The organism is Yersinia massiliensis (assembly GCF_003048255.1).
Classification (GTDB): Bacteria; Pseudomonadota; Gammaproteobacteria; order Enterobacterales; family Enterobacteriaceae; genus Yersinia; species Yersinia massiliensis_A.
Map to the genome: position 1 here is coordinate 3,577,818 of NZ_CP028487.1, position 20,501 is coordinate 3,598,318.

Below are 20,501 nucleotides of genomic sequence, written 5' to 3' on the forward strand. Positions count from 1 at the left end.
AATCCACTACAGTTAATCCGATGCCTTGCTATTCCGCTTTCTTAAGCAATGAAGGGCTGTGGACCAACATATCCAGATAAGCATCGATTAATATTGGTGCTTCTTGTTTTATATCAAAACTTTCTGGCATAAAGAGCCAGTTTTCCATCAAACCTGTAATATAAGCTCTCATGATAATCGCAGCACGATAAGTATCAAGATTGGCAGGTAATTGCTGGGCGTCAACACAGCCTTTCAAAACAGATTCGATACGATCATAACTAGCTAAATCAAGGACTTTACGTGCATCATGGACCGAGGACATCTCTCCGACAAACTCACATTTATGGAAGACGATTTCCATCAAAGCACGGCGTCGGCAATCCACCTGCGTAGAAACAAGAACATAGATAAGTATTTCACGTAATATTCGGAGTGGATTATCGGGATATTTTGCCTGATACTCTGATTCGAGTTGATCAATTTTAGACTCTGATAACTCCCAAATTTCGTTAAACAGGTCTACCTTATTCTTGAAGTGCCAGTAAATTGCGCCACGGGTTACCCCTGCTGCCGCAGCAATATCAGTCAGCGAAGTGCCGGAAACGCCATGCGCAGAAAACTCCCGCACTGCGGCATCTAGAATTTGTTGCCGAGTTTCTTCGGCTTGCTGTTTGGTTTTTCGTGCCATAGCGTTGTTTTTTCGAAGGGGTGCGATTTACATACATTCACGAATGTATGTACCATAGCACGCACATATAATTTACGCAGCAATGGGTTTTAAAGCTTGTGATCCATTGAATTAAATTAAAAATCGGACACTTGAGGTTTATCTATGAGCAAAAACAGAGGGGTAATGCCTCTGGCTGCAATTCTGGTACTTTCAGGCAGCTTAGTACTTATAGGATGTAATGACAAAGATGCGGCGCAAGCCCATGCTCAACAGGCACCTGAAGTCGGCATTGTGACATTGAAAGCGGCACCACTGAATATCACAACCGAGCTACCGGGCCGCACGTCCGCATTTCGTGTTGCAGAAGTTCGCCCACAAGTTAGTGGGATTATTCTCAAACGTAACTATGTTGAAGGCAGTGATGTCACCGCCGGAACGTCACTTTATCAAATTGACCCAGCTACCTATCAGGCAGCTTATGACAGTGCAAAAGGTGATTTAGCCAAAGCGCAAGCTGCTGCTGAAATTGCGCGTCTGACAGTGAATCGCTACAAACCATTACTGGGTACAAACTACATCAGTAAGCAAGAATATGACCAAGCGGTCTCTAGTGCTATGCAAGCAAATGCGACAGTGCTTGCTGCAAAAGCTGCGGTAGAAACTGCGCGCATTAATTTGGCTTATACCCAAGTAACCTCACCGATTAGTGGTCGTACAGGTAAATCTACCGTGACTGAAGGCGCGTTGGTGACCAGTGGTCAGGCAACGGCGTTGACCACGGTTCAACAACTTGATCCGATGTATGTTGATGTCACGCAATCAAGCGATGAATTCCTGCGCCTGAAAAAAGAACTGACTGATGGCACGCTGAAACAAGAAAACGGTAAAGCTAAGGTTCGCCTACTGTTGGAAAATGGCGCGGAGTATCCAGAAATCGGTACGTTGGAATTCTCAGGTGTGACCGTTGATGAAACCACCGGTTCGATTACGATTCGTGCCATTTTCCCTAACCCGAACGAAACGTTGCTACCGGGGATGTTTGTCCGCGCTCGTTTAGATGAAGGTGTTCGACCGGATGCGTTGTTAGTTCCTCAGCAAGGCATAACACGTAACCCACGTGGGGAAGCTACCGCGATGGTTGTTGGTGCAGATGACAAGGTTGAATTGCGCACGTTAGTTGCTAACCAAGCTATTGGTGATAAGTGGTTGGTCACTGAAGGGCTTAAAGCAGGTGATCGCGTGATTGTTTCCGGCTTGCAGAAAATCAGACCGGGCGTACAGGTAAAAGTGCAAGAAGCTACGGCAGAAGCACCAAAAGAAGCCCCAGCTGATACAGCGAAGAAGTCTTAAAAGGAGCCGGTAATTCATGGCTAAGTTCTTTATAGATCGCCCTATTTTCGCGTGGGTTCTGGCTATCATCCTGATGTTGGCCGGTATACTCGCGATAATGAAATTACCTGTTGCGCAATATCCAACTATTGCGCCACCGGCAATCTCAATCTCCGCCAACTACCCTGGCGCCGATGCGACTACTGTTCAGAATACAGTTACGCAGGTTATCGAACAGAACATGAATGGTATCGATAACTTGCTGTATATGTCTTCCAGCAGTGACTCATCCGGTAACGTTCAGTTGACGTTGACCTTTAACTCTGGCACTGACCCGGATATCGCTCAGGTTCAGGTTCAGAACAAACTGCAATTAGCCATGCCACTATTGCCGCAAGAAGTGCAGCAACAAGGTGTGAGCGTTGAAAAGTCCAGTAGTAGCTTCCTAATGGTTGCCGGTTTTATTTCTGAAGACGGCACCATGCTACAAGAAGATATCGCTGACTATGTGGGTTCTAACGTTAAAGATCCTATCAGCCGTACCGCAGGTGTAGGTGATGTTCAGCTATTCGGTTCCCAGTATGCGATGCGTATCTGGATGGATCCGCACAAACTGAATAACTACAACCTGACGCCAGTTGATGTTATCAATGCCATTAAAGTCCAAAATAACCAAGTCGCCGCAGGCCAGTTGGGCGGAACACCTCCGGTACCAGGCCAGCAACTGAACTCATCTATCATTGCGCAGACACGTTTAACCAGCGCAGAAGAGTTCAGCCAGATCATGCTGAAAGTGAATACAGATGGTTCGCAAGTTCGGCTAAAAGATGTGGCAATCGTGCAGTTGGGTGCTGAAAACTATAACATTATTGCCCGTTATAACGGTAAGCCAGCTGCGGGTATTGGTATCAAGCTGGCGACAGGGGCTAACGCCCTGAACACCTCTGCTGCGGTAAAAGCGGAACTGGCAAAATTACAGCCGTTCTTCCCTGCTGGGCTGAAAGTGGTTTATCCGTATGACACCACACCATTCGTTAAAATCTCTATCAACGAAGTGGTTAAAACATTGGTAGAAGCCATTATTCTGGTGTTCTTGGTTATGTATCTGTTCCTGCAAAACTTCCGTGCAACGTTGATTCCAACGATTGCGGTACCGGTGGTATTGCTTGGGACATTCGCCATTCTCTCCGCTTTGGGCTATTCGATAAACACCCTAACGATGTTCGGGATGGTGTTGGCGATAGGTCTATTGGTGGATGACGCCATCGTCGTCGTCGAGAACGTCGAACGTGTTATGCAAGAGGAAGGGTTACCGCCGAAAGAAGCCACCAAAAAATCCATGGAGCAAATCCAAGGTGCTTTGGTGGGGATCGCGATGGTACTGTCTGCGGTATTTATCCCAATGGCCTTCTTCGGTGGGGCTACAGGGGCAATTTATCGTCAGTTCTCCATTACCATCGTTTCCGCGATGGTGCTCTCGGTCTTGGTGGCATTGATTCTGACACCAGCATTGTGTGCAACGATGCTGAAACCTATCGCTAAAGGCGAGCATGGGCCAAAAACTGGCTTCTTCGGTTGGTTTAACCGCATGTTCGAGAAAAGTACTCACCACTATACCGACAGTGTTGCCAATATTTTGCGCAGCACGGGGCGTTATCTTGTGATTTATCTGGCGATCGTGATCGGTATGGGCGTGTTGTTCTTGCGCTTGCCGTCCTCATTCTTGCCGGAAGAAGATCAGGGTGTGTTCTTGACCATGGTGCAGCTGCCTGCTGGTGCGACACAAGAGCGTACTCAGAAAGTGCTCAATCAGGTGACTGACTATTATCTCGACAAAGAAAAAGACGTAGTTAACTCGGTATTTACCGTTAACGGCTTCGGTTTCAGTGGTCAAGGTCAGAACACCGGTCTGGCATTCGTTAGTCTGAAAAACTGGGATGAGCGTCCGGGTGAGCAAAACAAAGTGCCTGCGATTGTGGGCCGCGCTTCCGCTGCCTTCTCGCAAATTAAAGACGGTTTAGTCTTTGCCTTTAACTTGCCAGCCATTGTGGAACTGGGTACAGCAAGTGGCTTCGACTTCCAGTTGATCGATCAGGGTAACGTTGGGCATCAGAAATTAACTGAAGCACGTAACCAACTGCTTGGCATGGCGGCGCAACATCCCGATATGTTAGTCGGTATGCGTCCTAACGGACTGGAAGATACACCGCAGTTCAAAGTGGAAGTTGATCAGGAAAAAGCACAGGCACTTGGCGTCGCCATTTCTGATATCAATACCACGCTCGGTTCTGCAATGGGTGGTAGCTATGTAAATGACTTTATCGACCGTGGTCGTGTTAAGAAAGTTTACGTGCAAGCTGACGCGCCATTCCGCATGTTACCGGGTGATATTGATAAGTGGTATGTCCGTAACAGTTCCGGCCAAATGGTGTCGTTCTCTACCTTCTCCAGCGCGAAATGGGAATACGGCTCACCACGGCTTGAACGTTACAATGGTTTGCCATCCATGGAAATTCTGGGCCAAGCAGCACCAGGGAAAAGTACCGGTGAAGCCATGGACCTGATGCAAGATTTGGCGGCTAAATTGCCAAGTGGCATAGGTTATGACTGGACTGGTATGTCCTATCAGGAACGTCTGTCGGGTAACCAAGCTCCCGCACTGTATGCTATCTCACTGATTGTGGTCTTCTTGTGTTTGGCGGCCTTGTATGAAAGCTGGTCTATTCCATTCTCGGTCATGCTGGTGGTTCCATTGGGTGTGGTTGGTGCGCTATTGGCTGCCTCACTGCGTGGATTAAACAACGACGTTTACTTCCAAGTCGGCTTGTTGACTACGATTGGGCTATCGGCGAAGAACGCCATTTTGATTGTCGAGTTCGCTAAGGACTTGATGGACAAAGAAGGTAAAGGTTTAGTGGAATCAACATTGGAAGCGGTGCGTATGCGTCTGCGCCCAATTCTGATGACCTCACTGGCCTTTATCCTTGGGGTTCTACCGCTGGTTATCAGTAGTGGTGCCGGTTCAGGTGCACAGAATGCGGTTGGTACAGGGGTAATGGGCGGGATGGTGACCGCGACTGTACTGGCAATATTCTTCGTTCCGGTATTCTTTGTGGTGGTTCGCCGCCGCTTTAGCCGGAAAAGTGAAGATATCGAACACGCACATCCTGTTGACCATAAGGCGAAGTAAACCTTATTCACCACCAATGTCATCTCTTAAAGGCCGCACTTAGCGGCCTTTTTCTTTGCCCCTCCTCCCAGAATTGTCACAGTAGAAAACAGGGTTTAACTCACCATAGAAAGCAGCCAATTCGGTCAATTGGAATATATTGTGACTTCTATGCCAAATAGCCTATTGAGGATTTGCAGTACCCCCATAAATAACTATGATATAAATATTCATAAAATTGAAGATAATGACAGTCATCGGACAATCATAAATGGAAACTAGATTAAAAATTCTCTGTGACGCACAGGTTATTGATTCAGGGGTCTATCTGGGGATGTTGAACGTTCTCGAGCGTTTAGAGCAACATTGGAAATTATCCGTGCGCCACCCTCAGGGAGAAATATTGATCACTCACATGGCTAACGCATTGATGCGGTCACGTCGTGGGGAGGTGATTCAGGCTATTGATGATGAAATATTAAAAGAGATTGAAACCACAGCAACTTTTTCTGAAGTCGTCATCATTAACAATGATTTGCTGGCCTTGTTTACCTTCGATATCCATGAAAATGAAATCGGCTATTTATTAGCGAACCTCTATGGATTATCCCTTTCTCAGTCAACGGAACACTGATCGTTCCTGCATAAATTAAATATTCAAAAAAATGATAGTTATGCAGTAATTTAAGGATCATCAATGCTACTGAAAGCGTTACAAAAACAGAATCCTGCGCTTATGAATGCCGCTCTTTTATTGTGGCAGCAAGGAGAGATAAAGCCAGACAGCTATGTGATTGACGTTGATCAAGTCAAAAAAAATGCCGCTTTGCTGCTAGAAACAGCCACTCGCCACGGCATGACTCTTTATCTGATGAGTAAGCAGTTTGGCCGAAACCCGCTACTTTGCAAACTGCTGCTGGAGTGCGGTTATAAAGGTATCGTTGCCGTGGATTTCAAAGAAGCCCGCCAGCTCTATCAACACAATCTCCCCGTCGCCCACATCGGTCATTTGGTGCAAATCCCTAGTGGGATGGTGGATGAAGTTGTCTCACATCAACCGGATGTCATCACGGTATACAGTATTGCCAAAGCTCGTGAGATTGCCGCCGCTGCGCTTCGCCAAGGCACTGAACAGGCACTATTGGTCAAAGTATGGCACCCCAACGATCTTATTTATCCAGGCCAAGAAGCAGGTTTTTCACTGGATGAACTACCTAACGTGATCCGTGAGATAAAAACCTTAACCGGTGTCAGGCTTGTCGGGGTGACACATTTCCCTTGTATGCTTTTTGATGACGAGCAGGGTAAAACCTTACCCAGTCCAAATCTCAACACGCTCATTGAAGCAAAAAATATTCTTACGCGAGAAGGTGTTCACGTAGAACAGGTCAATGGCCCTTCTGCAACTTGCGTAGAAAGTATTCCGCTGTTGGCACGCTATGGCATCACCCATGCAGAACCGGGCCATTCGTTGACCGGTACCATGCCATCCAACCAGCAAGGTGAACAGCCGGAGCTTATCGCCATGCTCTATCTGACCGAAATATCCCATATCCATCAAGGCAAAAGCTACTGCTACGGGGGCGGTTACTATCAACGCGGTCATTTGAGTCATGCGTTGATATTTGACAAACAGTGGCAACCAAGCAAGGTACTTAGCCCTGATCCTGACTGCATCGATTACAGCCTAAGCCTCACCGAGCGTTTCGAGGTGGGCAGGCCTGTCGTCATGTGTTTTCGCACTCAAATTTTTGTCACCCGTAGTGATGTGGCCCTCGTTGTAGGAATTCAGTCAGGTCAGCCTAAATTACTCGGCGTTTTTGATAGCCAAGGTAACACCATTCCATCGTCCACCGGACAGGAGAGGTTATGAGTAAATTTATCGTCTTGGTCATCGACAGTTTTGGCGTAGGCGCTATGCCAGATGTTGCTGATGTTCGCCCACAAGATATTACCGCCAATACCTGCGCTCATATTTTGCAAACTTATCCCAATATGCGTTTACCTCAATTGGAAAAACTAGGGTTGCTAAATGCCCTGCATATCGGCTCACCGGATTTTAACGACAGCATCATGCAAGACGATGAGCAGGCCAACTTTGGCGTGGCTTTATTGCAGCATGAAGGTGGCGACACTTTCATGGGCCATCAAGAAATCATGGGCACTTTACCGCGTTCGCCACTAAGCATGCCTTTCTCTACGGTAAAATCTCAGGTAGCGGATGCTCTAAGTCTGGCGGGATATCAAGTTGAACAGCGTAATGCGCCACATGATAACAGTGACCGACATGATAACAGTGACCTGCAATTCCTTTGGGTTAATGATGCCGTGGCGATTGGCGATAATCTTGAAGCAGATTTAGGGCAAGTTTTTAATGTTTGCGCTAATTTAGCCGCCATTGATTTTGAGCAGGTGGAAAAGATTGGCCAGATAGTCCGTCGCTGCGTGGCCGTAAACCGCGTGATTGCATACGGTGGACAACTGGCGAATAGCCAAGCGATAGTCAGTGCGGCACAAATCAAGCAGCAGCATTATATTGGCATCAATAGCCCAAAATCGGGTGTTTACGACAATGGTTTTCAGGTTATCCATCTGGGCTATGGTGTCGATGCCGAAGTACAGGTTCCTTCCCAGCTTGAGAAAATCAATATCCCCACGGTCCTCGTTGGCAAAGTTGCAGATATCGTCGCGAATCCCGCAGGGCGTAACTACCAACGTTTAGTTGATTCCCAAACTATTTTAGATATTACTCTGGCAGAAGTTCAACGTGCAGGGAGTGCCTTTATCTGCACCAATATTCAAGAAACTGATCTCGCCGGTCATGGGCAGGACGTTGAACGTTACGCCGAACGTCTGCAGTTGGTCGATAACATGCTAGGCAAGATAACAGAGGCGATGGTAGCCGGTGATTGTTTAGTCGTTATGGCTGATCACGGTAATGACCCCACTATCGGTCACAGCAAACATACGCGAGAGCAAGTCCCCTTGTTGGTTTATCTTGCACAAGAAAAAAATTTACCGCAGCAAGCCATTCAACTGGGAATTCGAAAAACAATGTCAGATGTTGGCGCGACCGTCTGTGAGTTTTTCTCCGCACCCGCCCCACAAAATGGCCAATCATTTTGGCAGCAACTGACCCGAACTCATCACTGATGGAATAGCCTCAAACCTTCCACCGTTCATCTTAAAGAAAAACCCGCTAACTGACGTTCGCGGGTTTTTCTTTATTCTGGCCTTGAAACGAGAAAATGAAAGGTGCATAATTATTGTTATATTATAACATAACAATTGGAGCGTTTATGAAATCGGGTATTCATCCTAACTATCGGACTGTCGTTTTCCACGATACCAGTGCAGATACTTATTTCACTGTCGGTTCGACCATTGCGACAACTCGTACCATTGAACGTGATGGACAGACCTATCCGTATGTCACGCTGGATATTTCCTCAGCCTCGCATCCGTATTACACAGGAAAACAAAAAGAGTTCTCCAAAGAAGGAAGTACTGCGCGGTTCCAACAACGTTTTGGCCGCTTCCTCACTAAAAAAGCCAGCTAAATTTGAGAGTTAATCATGCAAGTATTGAGTTCATTACGTTCAGCAAAAAATCGTCACCCTGATTGCAAAATCGTTCGTCGCCGTGGTCGGGTGTATGTCATTTGTAAAAGTAATCCTCGCTTTAAAGCCGTTCAAGGTGGAACTCATAAGAAGCGTTAAGACTGAGTTCGTTTTCACCGATAATAAAAAGCCCCGTTGCTGCCCAACGGGGTTTTTGACGAAAATCGTATCGTTAATTCAATTATTTCATGCTGCCCACAAGAGTATCCACATTGTGCTTGAAAGCGTCGGCGTAAGTCGCGGCGGGTCCATTTGCTGGAGACAAAGCTTCAGGGTAGAGCTCCCCACCCGCTTTCGCGCCACTGGCAGTCGCAATCTGTTTAACTAAGCGTGGATCAGTTTGATTTTCAATAAAATAGGTTTTGATTTTCTCTTGCTTGATTTGGTTAATTAAAGCAGCCACACCGCTGGCACTGGCTTCAGATTCCGTTGAGAACCCCACTGGTGACAAGAAGTTAACACCATACTCTTGGCTAAAATAGCCAAATGCATCATGGCTGGTTAGGACTTTTCGCTTCTCGGCAGGGATCGCGGCAAATTGTGCCTTCGCATAGGCATCTAATTTTTCTAGTTGCTGGATATATTCCCCGCCCCGTTTGCGGAAATAATCAGCATCTTCTGGATCAGCAACAATTAATGCATTCATCACGTTATTGGCATACTTGATGCCATTCGCCATGCTATTCCATGCATGGGGATCAGTGACCATCTTACCGTCCTCATCCAGTTTGCGGGTATCCACCCCCGTGGAAGTGATAACGACTTGGCCTTTATAGCCTGACGCACTGATCAACCGTTCCAACCACCCTTCTAGCCCCAGCCCACTGATAAACACGATATCCGCTTTAGATAACTGCCGGCTATTCTTCGGTGTCGGTTCGAAACCATGAGGATCACCATTTGGCCCGACTAAGGTAGTCACATTGACATGCTCCCCACCCACTTGCTGAACGATGTCCCCTAAAATAGAAAAACTGGCAACAACTTCAACGGTTTTCGCCATCGCCAGTGGGCTTGACAGTAGGGCAGCTACCGCCAAACTAATTGATAAACCCTTCATTTCTCTCTCCTTTATTAACAGGCACTGCTTAACGACGTACAGTGGACAAAACACCACCGCGCGTACCGAATAGAATCGACAAAAAGAAAATCAGGCTAGCGCTGAGTACAATCGCTGGACCCGCAGGAAGCGAGGCGTAATAAGACCACAGTAGGCCAACGATACTGGCGACCATGCCGATCACCATGGCGATAGCCAATGTATGTGGTAAATTTTTGGCCCAAAAGCGAGCGCTCGCAGCTGGGAGCATCATTAACCCGACCGACATAAGCGTTCCGAGGATCTGAAAACCAGCCACTAGGTTGAGCACCACCAATGACAAGAACAGTGCATGAACCAGCATCAACCAACGCCCCATGCTGACTCGCAGAAAGACAGGATCAAAAGACTCAACCACGAGTGCACGATAAATCGCTGCTAATGCCAACATCGAAAATGTCGTTATCACGCCCACCATCGTCATGGCATGAATATCTACCGCTAAAATTGAACCGAATAGCACATGGAGCAGATCCATGCTCGAACCTCGTAGCGATACCAGCGTGACCCCTAACGCTAATGACCCCAGATAAAAACCGGCAAAACTGGCATCTTCTTTTAATGGCGTTCGACGGCTGACCCACCCCGACATCACCGCAACCGCTAATCCCGCGATAAAACCGCCAACCCCCATTGCAACCAGTGACATGCCAGAAATTAAGTAACCAATAGCCGCGCCCGGTAGTACGGCGTGAGATAGCGCATCGCCAACTAAACTCATTCGCCGCAATAATAAGAAAACACCTAAAGGCGCAGAACTGAGTGAAAGGGCCAAACATGCCACTAATGCTCGGCGCATAAATCCAAAATCCATAAAGGGATCAATAAGTAGATGGATTAATGTCATACGTTGATCACTTTCGAGGAGTTGGGCTGCTGAGTCACGGAAGAGAGTGCACAAGTGTCACTGTGCGAGCGATGCAATTCGATTAAAACCTGCTCAGAATGCTGCCAGCGATATCCCTGAGGAGTCAGCCAAAGCGCTTGGGGGAAATGTTCAGCCACCATAGACATATCGTGCAAAACGGCAATAACGGTTCTCCCCTCTTGATGTAGCTGATGGATGACCTTAAGAAGAAGTTGTACCGTTTGGGTGTCGATACCGGTAAAAGGCTCATCCAACAAAATCAACGGGGCCTGCTGTACCCATAGACGAGCGAACAACACTCGTTGCAACTGACCACCGGAAAGTTCCCCGACAGGATGACGGACCCTATCCTGCATACCGACCAAGCTGAGTGCTTGCTTTATTCGCTCACGTGATGCGCGATTAATCCCACCTAGTAACCCACTTTGCGGCCAACACCCCATAGCAACCACATCTTGCACGATCATCGGGAACTGCTTATCGATTTCAACTTGCTGAGGAAGATAGGCCATTTGAGCCGGTGACCCAGCAGTAAAAACGATTTTTCCTGCCACCAGCGGCTGTAAACCAGCCAGCGTTTTGAGCAATGTAGATTTACCCGCTCCATTTGCACCAATGATAGCGGTGAGTGAACCTGCGGAAAAACAGCCATCAATGGGTGCGGTAATGGCATTGCGCTCATAACCAATTTCAGCCTTATTTAAATTAATCATGGTAATGCATTCGCCCAATAAATCGCACACCACAGTAATGAGCAAAGCACTACTGCCCCGCAGATTCGCTGTAAGGATGAGAGCGAGAACAATGTCCACTCAGGAAAAAGATTTAATCGAGCAAAAAAAGTATGTTTATTCATGTTAATAAGCGACACCAGATAATGATACATTATAACATCACATGTCATTGTGAATTTCAAGGCAACATCGATGAATAATCAGTACCAAAAACAATGAGTCTTACCGCTTGGTTTGATTCATGCTGATCAACCGGCGGAAAGAAAGCTTCTGAGGATCGGAAAGCGGGAAGGAATTACATCATCAGTTACACTAAATGAAGTTTTCTTTACTGATACTTAACTGGCAGAATTGGGCTTGAATTTGCTACTCTTGCGTCGGATTGACTGCCAAGACGCTCAAAATGATGGATAAGACTAATGACGCCATAGAAACCAAGCCATGCAGTGGCCCTTTAGCTTGATAAAACTCGCAAAGCATTCTAAATTAATAGTCTATTGCGACATCAATACTCTGTAATAAGCCCCAATATGAGAAACTCTCTGTCAAGATTGTTATTTTATTGGCAAATAGTGTTATTGACAGATTAGGGTCAAATTATTTCAAAGCATGTAGAGGCTCAACATTGGTTGAAAAACCTCATTAAATTTGAAATTTTTCATTCAAATCATGAAAATAGTTGAAAACATCCCCTTTCATCGCACTTTTTGCCACAATGCTCATGCAATAATAAATTAATGTCATTAACAATAAGCGGGCAATTAATGAACAATGAAATAGCTGGTGACTTCTCATCAGGTGGTTATTCGATTTCATTACTCAAGTGTGTTATCAGCAATAATATCTCTGACATTGAAGGAAGTTTAGTTTCCGGCTTAATGTATTATTCGGAAAATGCCAGATACACAGCCGGCTCATTAGAGGTTCTGGATATTTACCCTTTAGAAGGAGACCGATATTCAATGAGTTACCGCTATCAGTGGCATATTTTCAACCCCTGTTTGGATATCAACACTCAAGAATCCCTAACAAATGCTGTAACATTTATTGTACATCCAGAAAAAATCATCTTTGATATAATTAACAATGACCGACCTTCCACTGCTGATGAATTGTAAGATTAAGTAATAAAGTTTCGCGGTAAACGAGGAAATGATTTATATTCATAGAAAGGCAAGCTTATTTACGTTAACGATAAGCTTCATCATTTATATGACAATCAATCTGCTCACATTGTGTTATCAACACCGAATAAAGACTTTACGGAGGGGATGATATGGATGAGTACTCGCCAAAAAGGCATGATATTGCCCAACTGAAGTTTCTCTGTGAGAGTTTGTATGATGAAGGTATTGCTACGCTCGGCGATAGCCATCATGGGTGGGTGAACGACCCCACAGCAGCTGTCAATCTGCAACTTAATGATTTGATCGAGCATATAGCTTCATTTGTGATGAGTTTTAAAATAAAATACCCAGACGACGGCGACCTATCAGAGCTAGTGGAAGAATATTTAGACGATACTTATACTCTGTTTAGTAGTTACGGGATCAACGATCCCGAATTGCGTCGCTGGCAAAAAACTAAAGAGCGTTTATTCAGACTTTTCTCAGGGGAATACATCTGTACGCTGATGAAAAGTTAAGAGATAGTTTTCCTATATTAATTTGTATATCGAGAAGAAAAATCACCATGACTAAAACTGACTACCTGATGCGTTTAAGAAAGTGTACGACTATTGACACGCTTGAGCGTGTAATTGAAAAAAATAAATATGAACTTTCTGACGATGAGTTGGAGTTATTCTACTCAGCAGCCGATCATCGCTTAGCTGAGCTCACAATGAATAAGCTTTATGATAAAATTCCACCTACAGTTTGGCAGCATGTAAAATAGTCCGCTTAACGCTGGTCAAGGCACAACAACGTTGAGCCGATAACCGCTATCGGCTTCAATGCACTAGGTGATTTGTATGTGTATTAATTTAAGATAAATGCCCTAAATAAGATGTAAATATTGAAGGCGTAGTATGTTATCGCGTTAGCGCTACTAGTAATTAGATTAAATTCTGTGATTTATCAGGCTGATGTCAAAAAATCCAGCCCAAATGATTTAACACTCTATTTATAAAAATTTTGCCTAGCTGCTATTTATTCTAAGATATTATTACTCATATGTTAGATTTACTGTGCTATTAAAAATTTTATTTCCATATTGAATAAGATAAATCTTATTTTAATGCTCAACTTTTAGTCTATCAACGATATCAAACAGATGAATAAAATGACTGAAATAGCATGCTATCGAAGGGCTAGAGACCCGGATATACTCAATAAGATTTAGCGGGGCACATCTTAAAATGGTGTATCAAAACACCCTATATCCTCACTCGTGTGTTAACCATACAAGCACGCATTGATGCGTATAGCTTAGCAGTCCCATGTGTTAATCACTGGCTATGACCTTGTTGTCAGATGAGTGTTGAAACAGAGTATCCAATGGCCCAATAAATCCTAGACCATTATCAGTAGAAGCTGTTTTATCGAAGTGTAAAAGTCAAAACCGGGCTTAATTGCCCGGTCTGGTTATTGACAATTTTTAGTCAAAATCAAAAGTGATATTTAACCCCTAACATCACTGCCGTATCACTGTAACCTTTATTGCCTAATTGTTGTCCAACATTACCCCAGATATTCATATTTTTGTTCAACTGGCCTTCAACACCTAACTTCAACTCGCCAATATTGGCAGCACCGTCCTGCTTCACCGTCATGCCATCCATAGTGGTACCAAAGTCTTTGGTATTGTGAATCCAGTTAACTTCCACAAAAGGCTGGAATACACGGTTTTTTCCTTTATCCTGATCGGCGTAGCCTTTCATAAAGGCTTTCACTCCAAGACGAGTTTGAATATTGCCATCACCTTCACCGGAAACTTGAGTTCCATTATCTTCTTTATGGTCATCAGCTTTCACGCCCATCCAAGTAATTTGCGCTTTAGGTTGGATAAAATAGGTCGCATTTTTAGTGGTATTCTCGCCCACGTTAAAGGTATAGCCACTCTCAATTGAGGCTGTAACACCACTGGACTTATAACTTTCAGTTGCTAGATCCTGCCCTTCAACTCGGTTATTAAACCAGCTGTATTGCGCCCAACTATCCACGTATAAACCCGACTTGTCGGCCTCATTGGCATACCAAGTGCCATACATGCCAAGGCTATAACCATCGACAGAGGAGCGCGCGCTGTAACCGGATAAACGGGATTCGGTCCGGCTTTTACTGTTACCGTAGCCCCCCATGATGCCCAGATGGAAACTGTCCACATCATTGTTACTCCACTGAGCAATATCTCCCCCCAGTTGCAATACATAGCGGTTGCTCTGGGTACCTAATTGATCATAGCTGTCTCTAGAACGAGTATGCCCGCCCTCATTACGCATCCACAGACTGGTGACTTTCTGCTCACCCGTAAAGGCGTCGATATATTGAGTATCCCCCACACGATCATGCAAACGTGTGACAAACATATTGTTTGCTGCGGCTAGGTTGGCGGAGTAACCACTGGCTTCTGGGCGCTCAACTTTCTGTTTCGGTCCTACCTCAACCGGAGGTGTGGGGTCGACTGTCTCAGGCGGGTCGACCGGTGTAACGATCGGAGCTGAAACATTCGTTAAATACCAGTGGCTGCTCTTACCATCATGGCTGCGGCCTAAGCTGTTATCCTGCCCACGATTCAGGCTGTAATCATAAGCACCAGCAACAATACGACCTGATTGGATAAATTCACCATCAGAATCACCATTGACCCGAATTAACTCAATACCCTCTAGGGTTTCATTACCCGCCCCACCCGCATTCCGTACCACGACGTAAGTGGTCCCAGAGGTGTTGCCCTCAATTAAGAGCTTATCGGTTTCAGAAGTATCGTCATTCAGCGCAGTATTAAAATAGATATAGCCGCCATCACTGTGGTAATTCCCCGTCACGGTCAGTGTTTTAAAGGTAGAACTGTTATCAACATAATTGACAATGGCGCCATTGGCTAAATTCAATGAGGTCAGATCTGAATTGCCAGACATATTCCAGATACTGGAATTACCACTCATTGCCAGATTAATAATGCCATTATTGCTGCTGGTACTGCCAAGACTTTTAGTCGCTCCGCTAAAAACAGAACCTTCAGCAAGGTTCAAGTCAATTAAGCCACCTTTTTCTGCCAGAATATTACCGTCAACATTGAAAACACCGGTAGTTGATTGATGATTAACAGCATCATAAGACTTTATTTCTGACCCTGTACCCGTAGCGTAAATGGCATTAGAATTACTGCCACTGACATTAATTGTCAGGCCGCCCAGTATATTAATAATGCCGCCACTGGTATTAGTATAAAGCCCTGTACTTGCTTTTAGACCGTTGGCATTTGTACCACTGGTCGTCACCTTGGTGCCATCACCTAGATTTACTACGCCACTTTTATTGGCAAAAATCCCATCAGCAGAATTACCAGAGGTGGTGATTGAGCTATCTTTACCGAGAGTCACACTGGCCGATCCTGTTTGCCCAGAATCCCCCATCTCACGGTTACCGGCATAAACACCATAACCTAGACCATCAAGAAGATTAGATCCTGAACCTTCGGTTGTGATGTTAGCCCTGTCGCCCAAGACAATATTATTATACTGCCCTGCGGTATTGGTCAGGTTGGCACGTACACCAATACCATACTTAGCGAAAATCTCAGCATCACTACCCAGTGTAATGAGACTTGAACCGGTGTTGTTTCCCGCATTTATGCCGTCACCCGAAGCCCCTAATGCGTAAATAGTGGCATTATTGCCCACAGTAATGATGGCAGGATTATTAGCAGATGCCCCTGATTTTACCTGTATGGCATCAGCTTTGTTGCCCGATACACTGATGTAGAGATTATTGCCAAACTTCATCTCACCAGCTTGGTTCTTATATAACCCGACAACAGCATTAGTCGGACTGGAAACTAAATCAAATGTATTAGTGATAGAGTAATCATCCCCAAAAATACCGTCCCAAAAAGTTGTGTCAGTACAAATGGTTAAATTACATCCGGCAAAACCAGGGGTACTAAACAAACCCACCGCCAATGAAATGATAATTGTTATTCTTTTCTTTTTAAACGTTTTAGCTGGGGAATTCTTCATATTAATGTCCTGGTTGCTCGGTGAAAAACTAAAAAATAGAAAATAATAACCTTCGTGAATTTCTATTAAAAATTCACTCTTTCTTTTATTTTTATGAAAAAAACATCTTGGTTACTTCTAGAGAAATATATCACCAACCAGTAAGACAATAATGTAGGATCACGCCACCCCTTCTTGTATGAATCTTCCTACAGCCATATCGAATTAATTTATTTCAATTTAAATTCAATGCATTGACTTAAAGCCACCTATTAGGCGGATTAAAATAAGTGGTAATTAGTTGATTAAGATCATCTAAACTTAATGTGTCGTTTATATTTCATTTACAATAGTTTCATCAAATTCAATCAAATTTGAGTATTCTATATTTTCTGGATGTGTGAAAAAAATTCGAATTTCGTCGCGTTTCCGAGGTGTCAGGTAGACTCTACGACAGGACAAAATTCCGTGATGGGAAAGCATATGATGCGACATTAATTATGTGTCCCAACTGATACACAAAAGTTGTATCGCAGCCGTTTCAATGTAAGAATTTCATTACAAAACTTTATTTTTCAGCATGCCCAGCCCCATCAGAACGGGTTTTTAAAATCAATCACTTGCGATTATTTAGGAGATATAGACTATGTTGGACAAAACTGCACTAATACTCGTTAGCGTGTTGACGACATCCTTGATGTTGAGTACCAGCACTGCTGCGGCTGAAATACCCGCGCAATGCCGAGCCCTATCACCCGGCGAATGGAAGGCATCTGTCAATATGCAACAGTCCGGTCCAGCCAAGCTTATCGTGTTGGGTGAGGTTGAGACTTCTACAGGTGGGTATGAGGTTACGCTTGAGCATGGTGAAACAGAGCTCAATCCTGCTATTGTAACGTTGGATCTCAAAATCGTCCCACCACCCGCCGACGCAATGGTATCGCAGATGATTACACCTCATGCGGTAAAAGCTGAAGTACCTGAAGTGAGCCGGGATCTGAAGCGAGTTGTAATCAACTGTGGCGAGGGAAAGCTCATGGAGATAACAGAAATCTCAGTGCTGAACTGATCAACCCATTGGGTGATGTTGCCCTGTATTTTAAGGGCATCTATCAACCCGACAATAGCGAGCAACCCCTTTCCCGTACCACGTATAGGTGATTGAACTACATTGATTAGCGCCTTAGGTGATAAACAAAAGTTATATCACTGCCGTTCAATGCAAAGAACAAGGGGATAACATGATGAATATCATGCAGTTAGCTGAAATGGTGGAGGCCCTGCCAGCTACATCCCGGCACACACCTCGCCTGCTGCGGCTGCTTCCTTCCGGACCTGACCGAGTTCACAAGTTAGTGTTGCGGGAGAACCAACAGGACCTCCATTGACGTTGACGGCTCCTTGTACTCTGGAGCGGTGGGCATTATCAGCCATGCCCCGCCAAATAGCAAGGTAACACAAGCTAACCGGTGGATTATTGCTCACTCACCTTTAGCTCAGCATTTATTCCAACAAAAATATCATCGCCACTGTTATTTATTTCGTGCGAAGCTATCTTTTGTGGCGATAATACAACCCAATATGATGCCGTCGTATTATTGAAAACCATCCTAAAAGTCAGAGTAATCCAGCCATGTCGAAAAATCAGGATGAGCATGATAACCCACCAATAATGGACAGCTTTCGCCAACGGGTATTCCAAGTGGTTGCCGCAATTCCCTATGGGCAGGTGACGACTTATGGGGATATCGCGCGGCTAATTGGTTCACCTAGAGCAGCGCGTCAAGTTGGTGGCGTTTTAAAGCGTTTACCGGAAGGTTCTGCATTGCCATGGTATCGAGTCATTAACCGACACGGTGAAATATCGCTAATTGGTGATGATTATCTTAGGCAAAAAAACGCCTTATTGGACGAAGGCATTGAAATTGAGGTAACGGGTAGAATCGATTTACAACGCTATCGTTGGCAATACCGTTAAGATCAGCGCCACCGCATAGTAGGAATGCAGTGACGACTGAAAACGTCCAATCACGACGCATAACAACCAAAAACGACCAGACTGTTGACAAATACCAGCAGCCCCTATCGCAAACGGCGAGAACAAGCCGAAGAGTAAAGCGTCCGCGCCAAGGATGGCGTGGCTCGAGCCATCAGGGATGATTTTACGGCGTCTTTACGATCTGCTTATTCTCGCCACAACAGGCACATTGTCAGCAATCTCAACTACTGTATTGTCGCCTCACTTGAGGTGGTCGCCGGAACCGTTTCTATCGCAACAGCAGTGGCTGGGACCAACGTTATATTGGCCTGTGTACCCGCACCATGATTTATCACTTCTTGGAAAGTATCCGTGATAAACATTAACTGTCCGTTATGGGTGATAGCCGCACTGACAATAACGCGCGCGTTAGGTTGGATATCTGAGGGGTTAAATGGCAGCGTAAATGTAAACGGAGCCTGCTTACCCTCGGTGCGAATGGCTTTCTGAGCAATGACCCGTGACGGTGCATCAGCCAATGAAGCATCCGACAGCGTCACCGTCACAACGGCATCAGGTGGCAATGCAATGCGCTCGCGGATGTTCAATGTCCCCTGCACCGCAGGTTGTGCAATAGGCGCTGCCGTCGCTGCACCAGCAGGCGCAGGAACCGGTACTTCAACCCCTTGTTGCGCACCGACGGTTAAGCTCATCACAAGTGCTGCCCCACTCGCTATTTGCCAAAATTTTATGGATTGCCAAGGTTTCATAGGTCGCACTCCTTCTTATTATTAAGATGCTGACTATTCACAGAATAAGCCCGCGTTTAATAAGTGGCTTCAACCACCTAGCAAGCTAATTATAGCACGATCTGCTGATACTGACCGTTTACGCCAAGATTCAGCCATTTATCAGACGATTCCTTAAAATATGTAGATAAACACAACCGGGATCACAGCAATATATTGACGCACCCCCAACAGATTCAGCACACTGTGGCAGTACTCATCATCAAGGGCCACAATCATGAGCCAGCCATTAGCAAAACTGCTCGATCTACTCCATCTGGAAAAAATTGAAGAAGGGATCTTTCGTGGCCAAAGTGAAGATCTCGGTTTACGCCAAGTTTTTGGCGGACAGGTCGTCGGTCAGGCGATTTATGCCGCCAAACAAACTGTCCCTGTTGATCGCATCGTTCACTCATTTCACAGTTATTTCCTCCGTCCAGGGGACAGTAGCAAGCCTATTATCTATGACGTAGAAACGTTGCGTGATGGCACCAGCTTCAGCGCCAGACGGATCAGCGCGATTCAAAATGGTAAACCTATCTTCTACATGACCGCCTCGTTCCAAAGTCAGGAAGACGGGTTTGAGCATCAAAACACCATGCCGAACGTACCACAGCCGGATGGTTTGATGTCAGAGACTGACATAGCACGTCAATTTGCACATTTGATCCCTGAAAAAGTGCGCGAGAAGTTTATTGGTAACCAGCCCATTGAAATGCGCCCCGTGAAATTCCATAACCCACTGCAAGGCTCGGTAGAAGAGCCAAATCGCTATGTTTGGTTCCGTGCCAACGGCGAGATGCCCGATGACTTCCGAGTTCATCAGTATTTACTGGGCTATGCTTCAGACTTTAATTTCCTCCCCACCGCGCTGCAACCACATGGTATTGGCTTCCTAGAACCTGGCGTGCAGATTGCCACTATTGACCACTCGATGTGGTTCCACCGTCCGTTCCGTTTGGATGACTGGTTGTTGTATGCCGTAGAAAGCACATCAGCTTCTGGTGCTCGCGGGTTTGTACGTGGACAGATCTACAATCAGCAAGGTGTGTTGGTTGCGTCTACCGTGCAGGAAGGTGTTATTCGTTTACATCGGTGATATT

19 protein-coding genes and 1 other RNA gene are annotated in these 20,501 nt (G+C 45.4%); 13 read left to right on the forward strand and 7 right to left on the reverse strand.

The features are described 5' to 3' along the window. Positions 1–28: 28 nt before the first annotated feature. A complete protein-coding gene (acrR, locus tag DA391_RS16750) occupies positions 29–670 on the reverse strand; it encodes a multidrug efflux transporter transcriptional repressor AcrR (RefSeq protein ID WP_019212867.1) in 642 nt (213 codons plus the stop codon). A 144-nt stretch (positions 671–814) separates the two neighbouring features. Between acrR and acrA the strand changes: the two genes are divergently transcribed. The 7 genes from acrA to ykgO all read left to right on the forward strand — a co-directional run bounded on the left by acrA (position 815) and on the right by ykgO (position 8,869). After that, complete coding sequence (gene acrA / locus DA391_RS16755) at positions 815–2,002, forward strand: efflux RND transporter adaptor subunit AcrA (RefSeq protein ID WP_050082634.1); 1,188 nt, start codon at positions 815–817, stop codon at positions 2,000–2,002. Between the two features lie 16 nt (positions 2,003–2,018). Then, positions 2,019–5,171, forward strand: coding sequence for an efflux RND transporter permease AcrB (gene acrB / locus DA391_RS16760; protein WP_019212869.1), 3,153 nt, complete (start codon positions 2,019–2,021; stop codon positions 5,169–5,171). Between the two features lie 250 nt (positions 5,172–5,421). Then, entirely contained in the window at positions 5,422–5,784 is a 363-nt protein-coding gene (locus tag DA391_RS16765) for a PRD domain-containing protein (RefSeq protein ID WP_050082632.1), read from the forward strand. Positions 5,785–5,847: 63 nt separating this feature from the next. Then, positions 5,848–7,023, forward strand: a complete 1,176-nt coding sequence (locus DA391_RS16770; protein WP_050873610.1) for a YhfX family PLP-dependent enzyme — start codon at positions 5,848–5,850, stop codon at positions 7,021–7,023. After that, complete coding sequence (locus tag DA391_RS16775) at positions 7,020–8,303, forward strand: phosphopentomutase (RefSeq protein WP_050082630.1); 1,284 nt, start codon at positions 7,020–7,022, stop codon at positions 8,301–8,303. The genes DA391_RS16770 and DA391_RS16775 overlap by 4 nt, the downstream gene beginning before the upstream one ends. 146 nt (positions 8,304–8,449) lie before the next feature. Next, positions 8,450–8,710 carry a type B 50S ribosomal protein L31 gene (locus DA391_RS16780; RefSeq protein WP_050082629.1) on the forward strand — a complete coding sequence of 87 codons (261 nt, stop codon included), beginning with the start codon at positions 8,450–8,452 and terminating at the stop codon, positions 8,708–8,710. A gap of 15 nt (positions 8,711–8,725) precedes the next feature. Further along, positions 8,726–8,869: a type B 50S ribosomal protein L36 gene (gene ykgO, locus DA391_RS16785; RefSeq protein WP_002208618.1), complete on the forward strand. Its 144-nt coding sequence runs from the start codon at positions 8,726–8,728 to the stop codon at positions 8,867–8,869. Positions 8,870–8,951: 82 nt separating this feature from the next. Here ykgO and DA391_RS16790 read toward each other — a convergent pair whose 3' ends face one another. The 3 genes from DA391_RS16790 to DA391_RS16800 are packed head-to-tail and all read right to left on the reverse strand — an operon-like array spanning position 8,952 to position 11,450. Next, positions 8,952–9,830: a metal ABC transporter substrate-binding protein gene (locus tag DA391_RS16790; RefSeq protein ID WP_108088009.1), complete on the reverse strand. Its 879-nt coding sequence runs from the start codon at positions 9,828–9,830 to the stop codon at positions 8,952–8,954. 28 nt (positions 9,831–9,858) lie between these two features. Continuing rightward, positions 9,859–10,716 (reverse strand): metal ABC transporter permease, encoded by an 858-nt coding sequence (locus DA391_RS16795; protein ID WP_050082626.1) that lies wholly within the window; start codon positions 10,714–10,716, stop codon positions 9,859–9,861. Further along, positions 10,713–11,450 (reverse strand): metal ABC transporter ATP-binding protein, encoded by a 738-nt coding sequence (locus DA391_RS16800; protein ID WP_057644342.1) that lies wholly within the window; start codon positions 11,448–11,450, stop codon positions 10,713–10,715. The genes DA391_RS16795 and DA391_RS16800 overlap by 4 nt, the downstream gene beginning before the upstream one ends. 785 nt (positions 11,451–12,235) lie before the next feature. Here DA391_RS16800 and DA391_RS16805 point away from each other — a divergent pair. The 3 genes from DA391_RS16805 (at position 12,236) to ymoA (ending at position 13,367) form a co-directional block, all read left to right on the forward strand. Continuing rightward, positions 12,236–12,589 carry a hypothetical protein gene (locus DA391_RS16805; RefSeq protein ID WP_050286524.1) on the forward strand — a complete coding sequence of 118 codons (354 nt, stop codon included), beginning with the start codon at positions 12,236–12,238 and terminating at the stop codon, positions 12,587–12,589. A gap of 158 nt (positions 12,590–12,747) precedes the next feature. Further along, positions 12,748–13,116, forward strand: a complete 369-nt coding sequence (tomB, locus tag DA391_RS16810) for an Hha toxicity modulator TomB (RefSeq protein WP_019212878.1) — start codon at positions 12,748–12,750, stop codon at positions 13,114–13,116. 47 nt (positions 13,117–13,163) lie between these two features. Beyond that, complete coding sequence (ymoA, locus tag DA391_RS16815) at positions 13,164–13,367, forward strand: expression modulating protein YmoA (protein ID WP_002208622.1); 204 nt, start codon at positions 13,164–13,166, stop codon at positions 13,365–13,367. Positions 13,368–14,079: 712 nt separating this feature from the next. On the opposite strand, the gene DA391_RS16820 is transcribed toward ymoA, so the two are convergent. Then, complete coding sequence (locus tag DA391_RS16820; protein WP_276308711.1) at positions 14,080–16,653, reverse strand: autotransporter outer membrane beta-barrel domain-containing protein; 2,574 nt, start codon at positions 16,651–16,653, stop codon at positions 14,080–14,082. Positions 16,654–17,278: 625 nt separating this feature from the next. Between DA391_RS16820 and DA391_RS16825 the strand changes: the two genes are divergently transcribed. Beyond that, complete coding sequence (locus DA391_RS16825; protein ID WP_050082618.1) at positions 17,279–17,701, forward strand: hypothetical protein; 423 nt, start codon at positions 17,279–17,281, stop codon at positions 17,699–17,701. Between the two features lie 209 nt (positions 17,702–17,910). Here DA391_RS16825 and ffs read toward each other — a convergent pair. After that, positions 17,911–18,007: signal recognition particle sRNA small type (gene ffs / locus DA391_RS16830), an RNA gene on the reverse strand. Positions 18,008–18,265: 258 nt separating this feature from the next. On the opposite strand from ffs, the gene DA391_RS16840 reads away from it, so the two are divergent. After that, positions 18,266–18,610 carry an MGMT family protein gene (locus DA391_RS16840; protein WP_050082617.1) on the forward strand — a complete coding sequence of 115 codons (345 nt, stop codon included), beginning with the start codon at positions 18,266–18,268 and terminating at the stop codon, positions 18,608–18,610. Between the two features lie 245 nt (positions 18,611–18,855). Here DA391_RS16840 and DA391_RS16845 read toward each other — a convergent pair whose 3' ends face one another. After that, a complete protein-coding gene (locus tag DA391_RS16845; protein ID WP_050286526.1) occupies positions 18,856–19,380 on the reverse strand; it encodes a YbaY family lipoprotein in 525 nt (174 codons plus the stop codon). 256 nt (positions 19,381–19,636) lie between these two features. Between DA391_RS16845 and tesB the strand changes: the two genes are divergently transcribed. Further along, on the forward strand, positions 19,637–20,497 hold the full coding sequence (gene tesB, locus DA391_RS16850) for an acyl-CoA thioesterase II (RefSeq protein WP_019212884.1): 861 nt from the start codon (positions 19,637–19,639) through the stop codon (positions 20,495–20,497). Positions 20,498–20,501 lie beyond the last annotated feature (4 nt).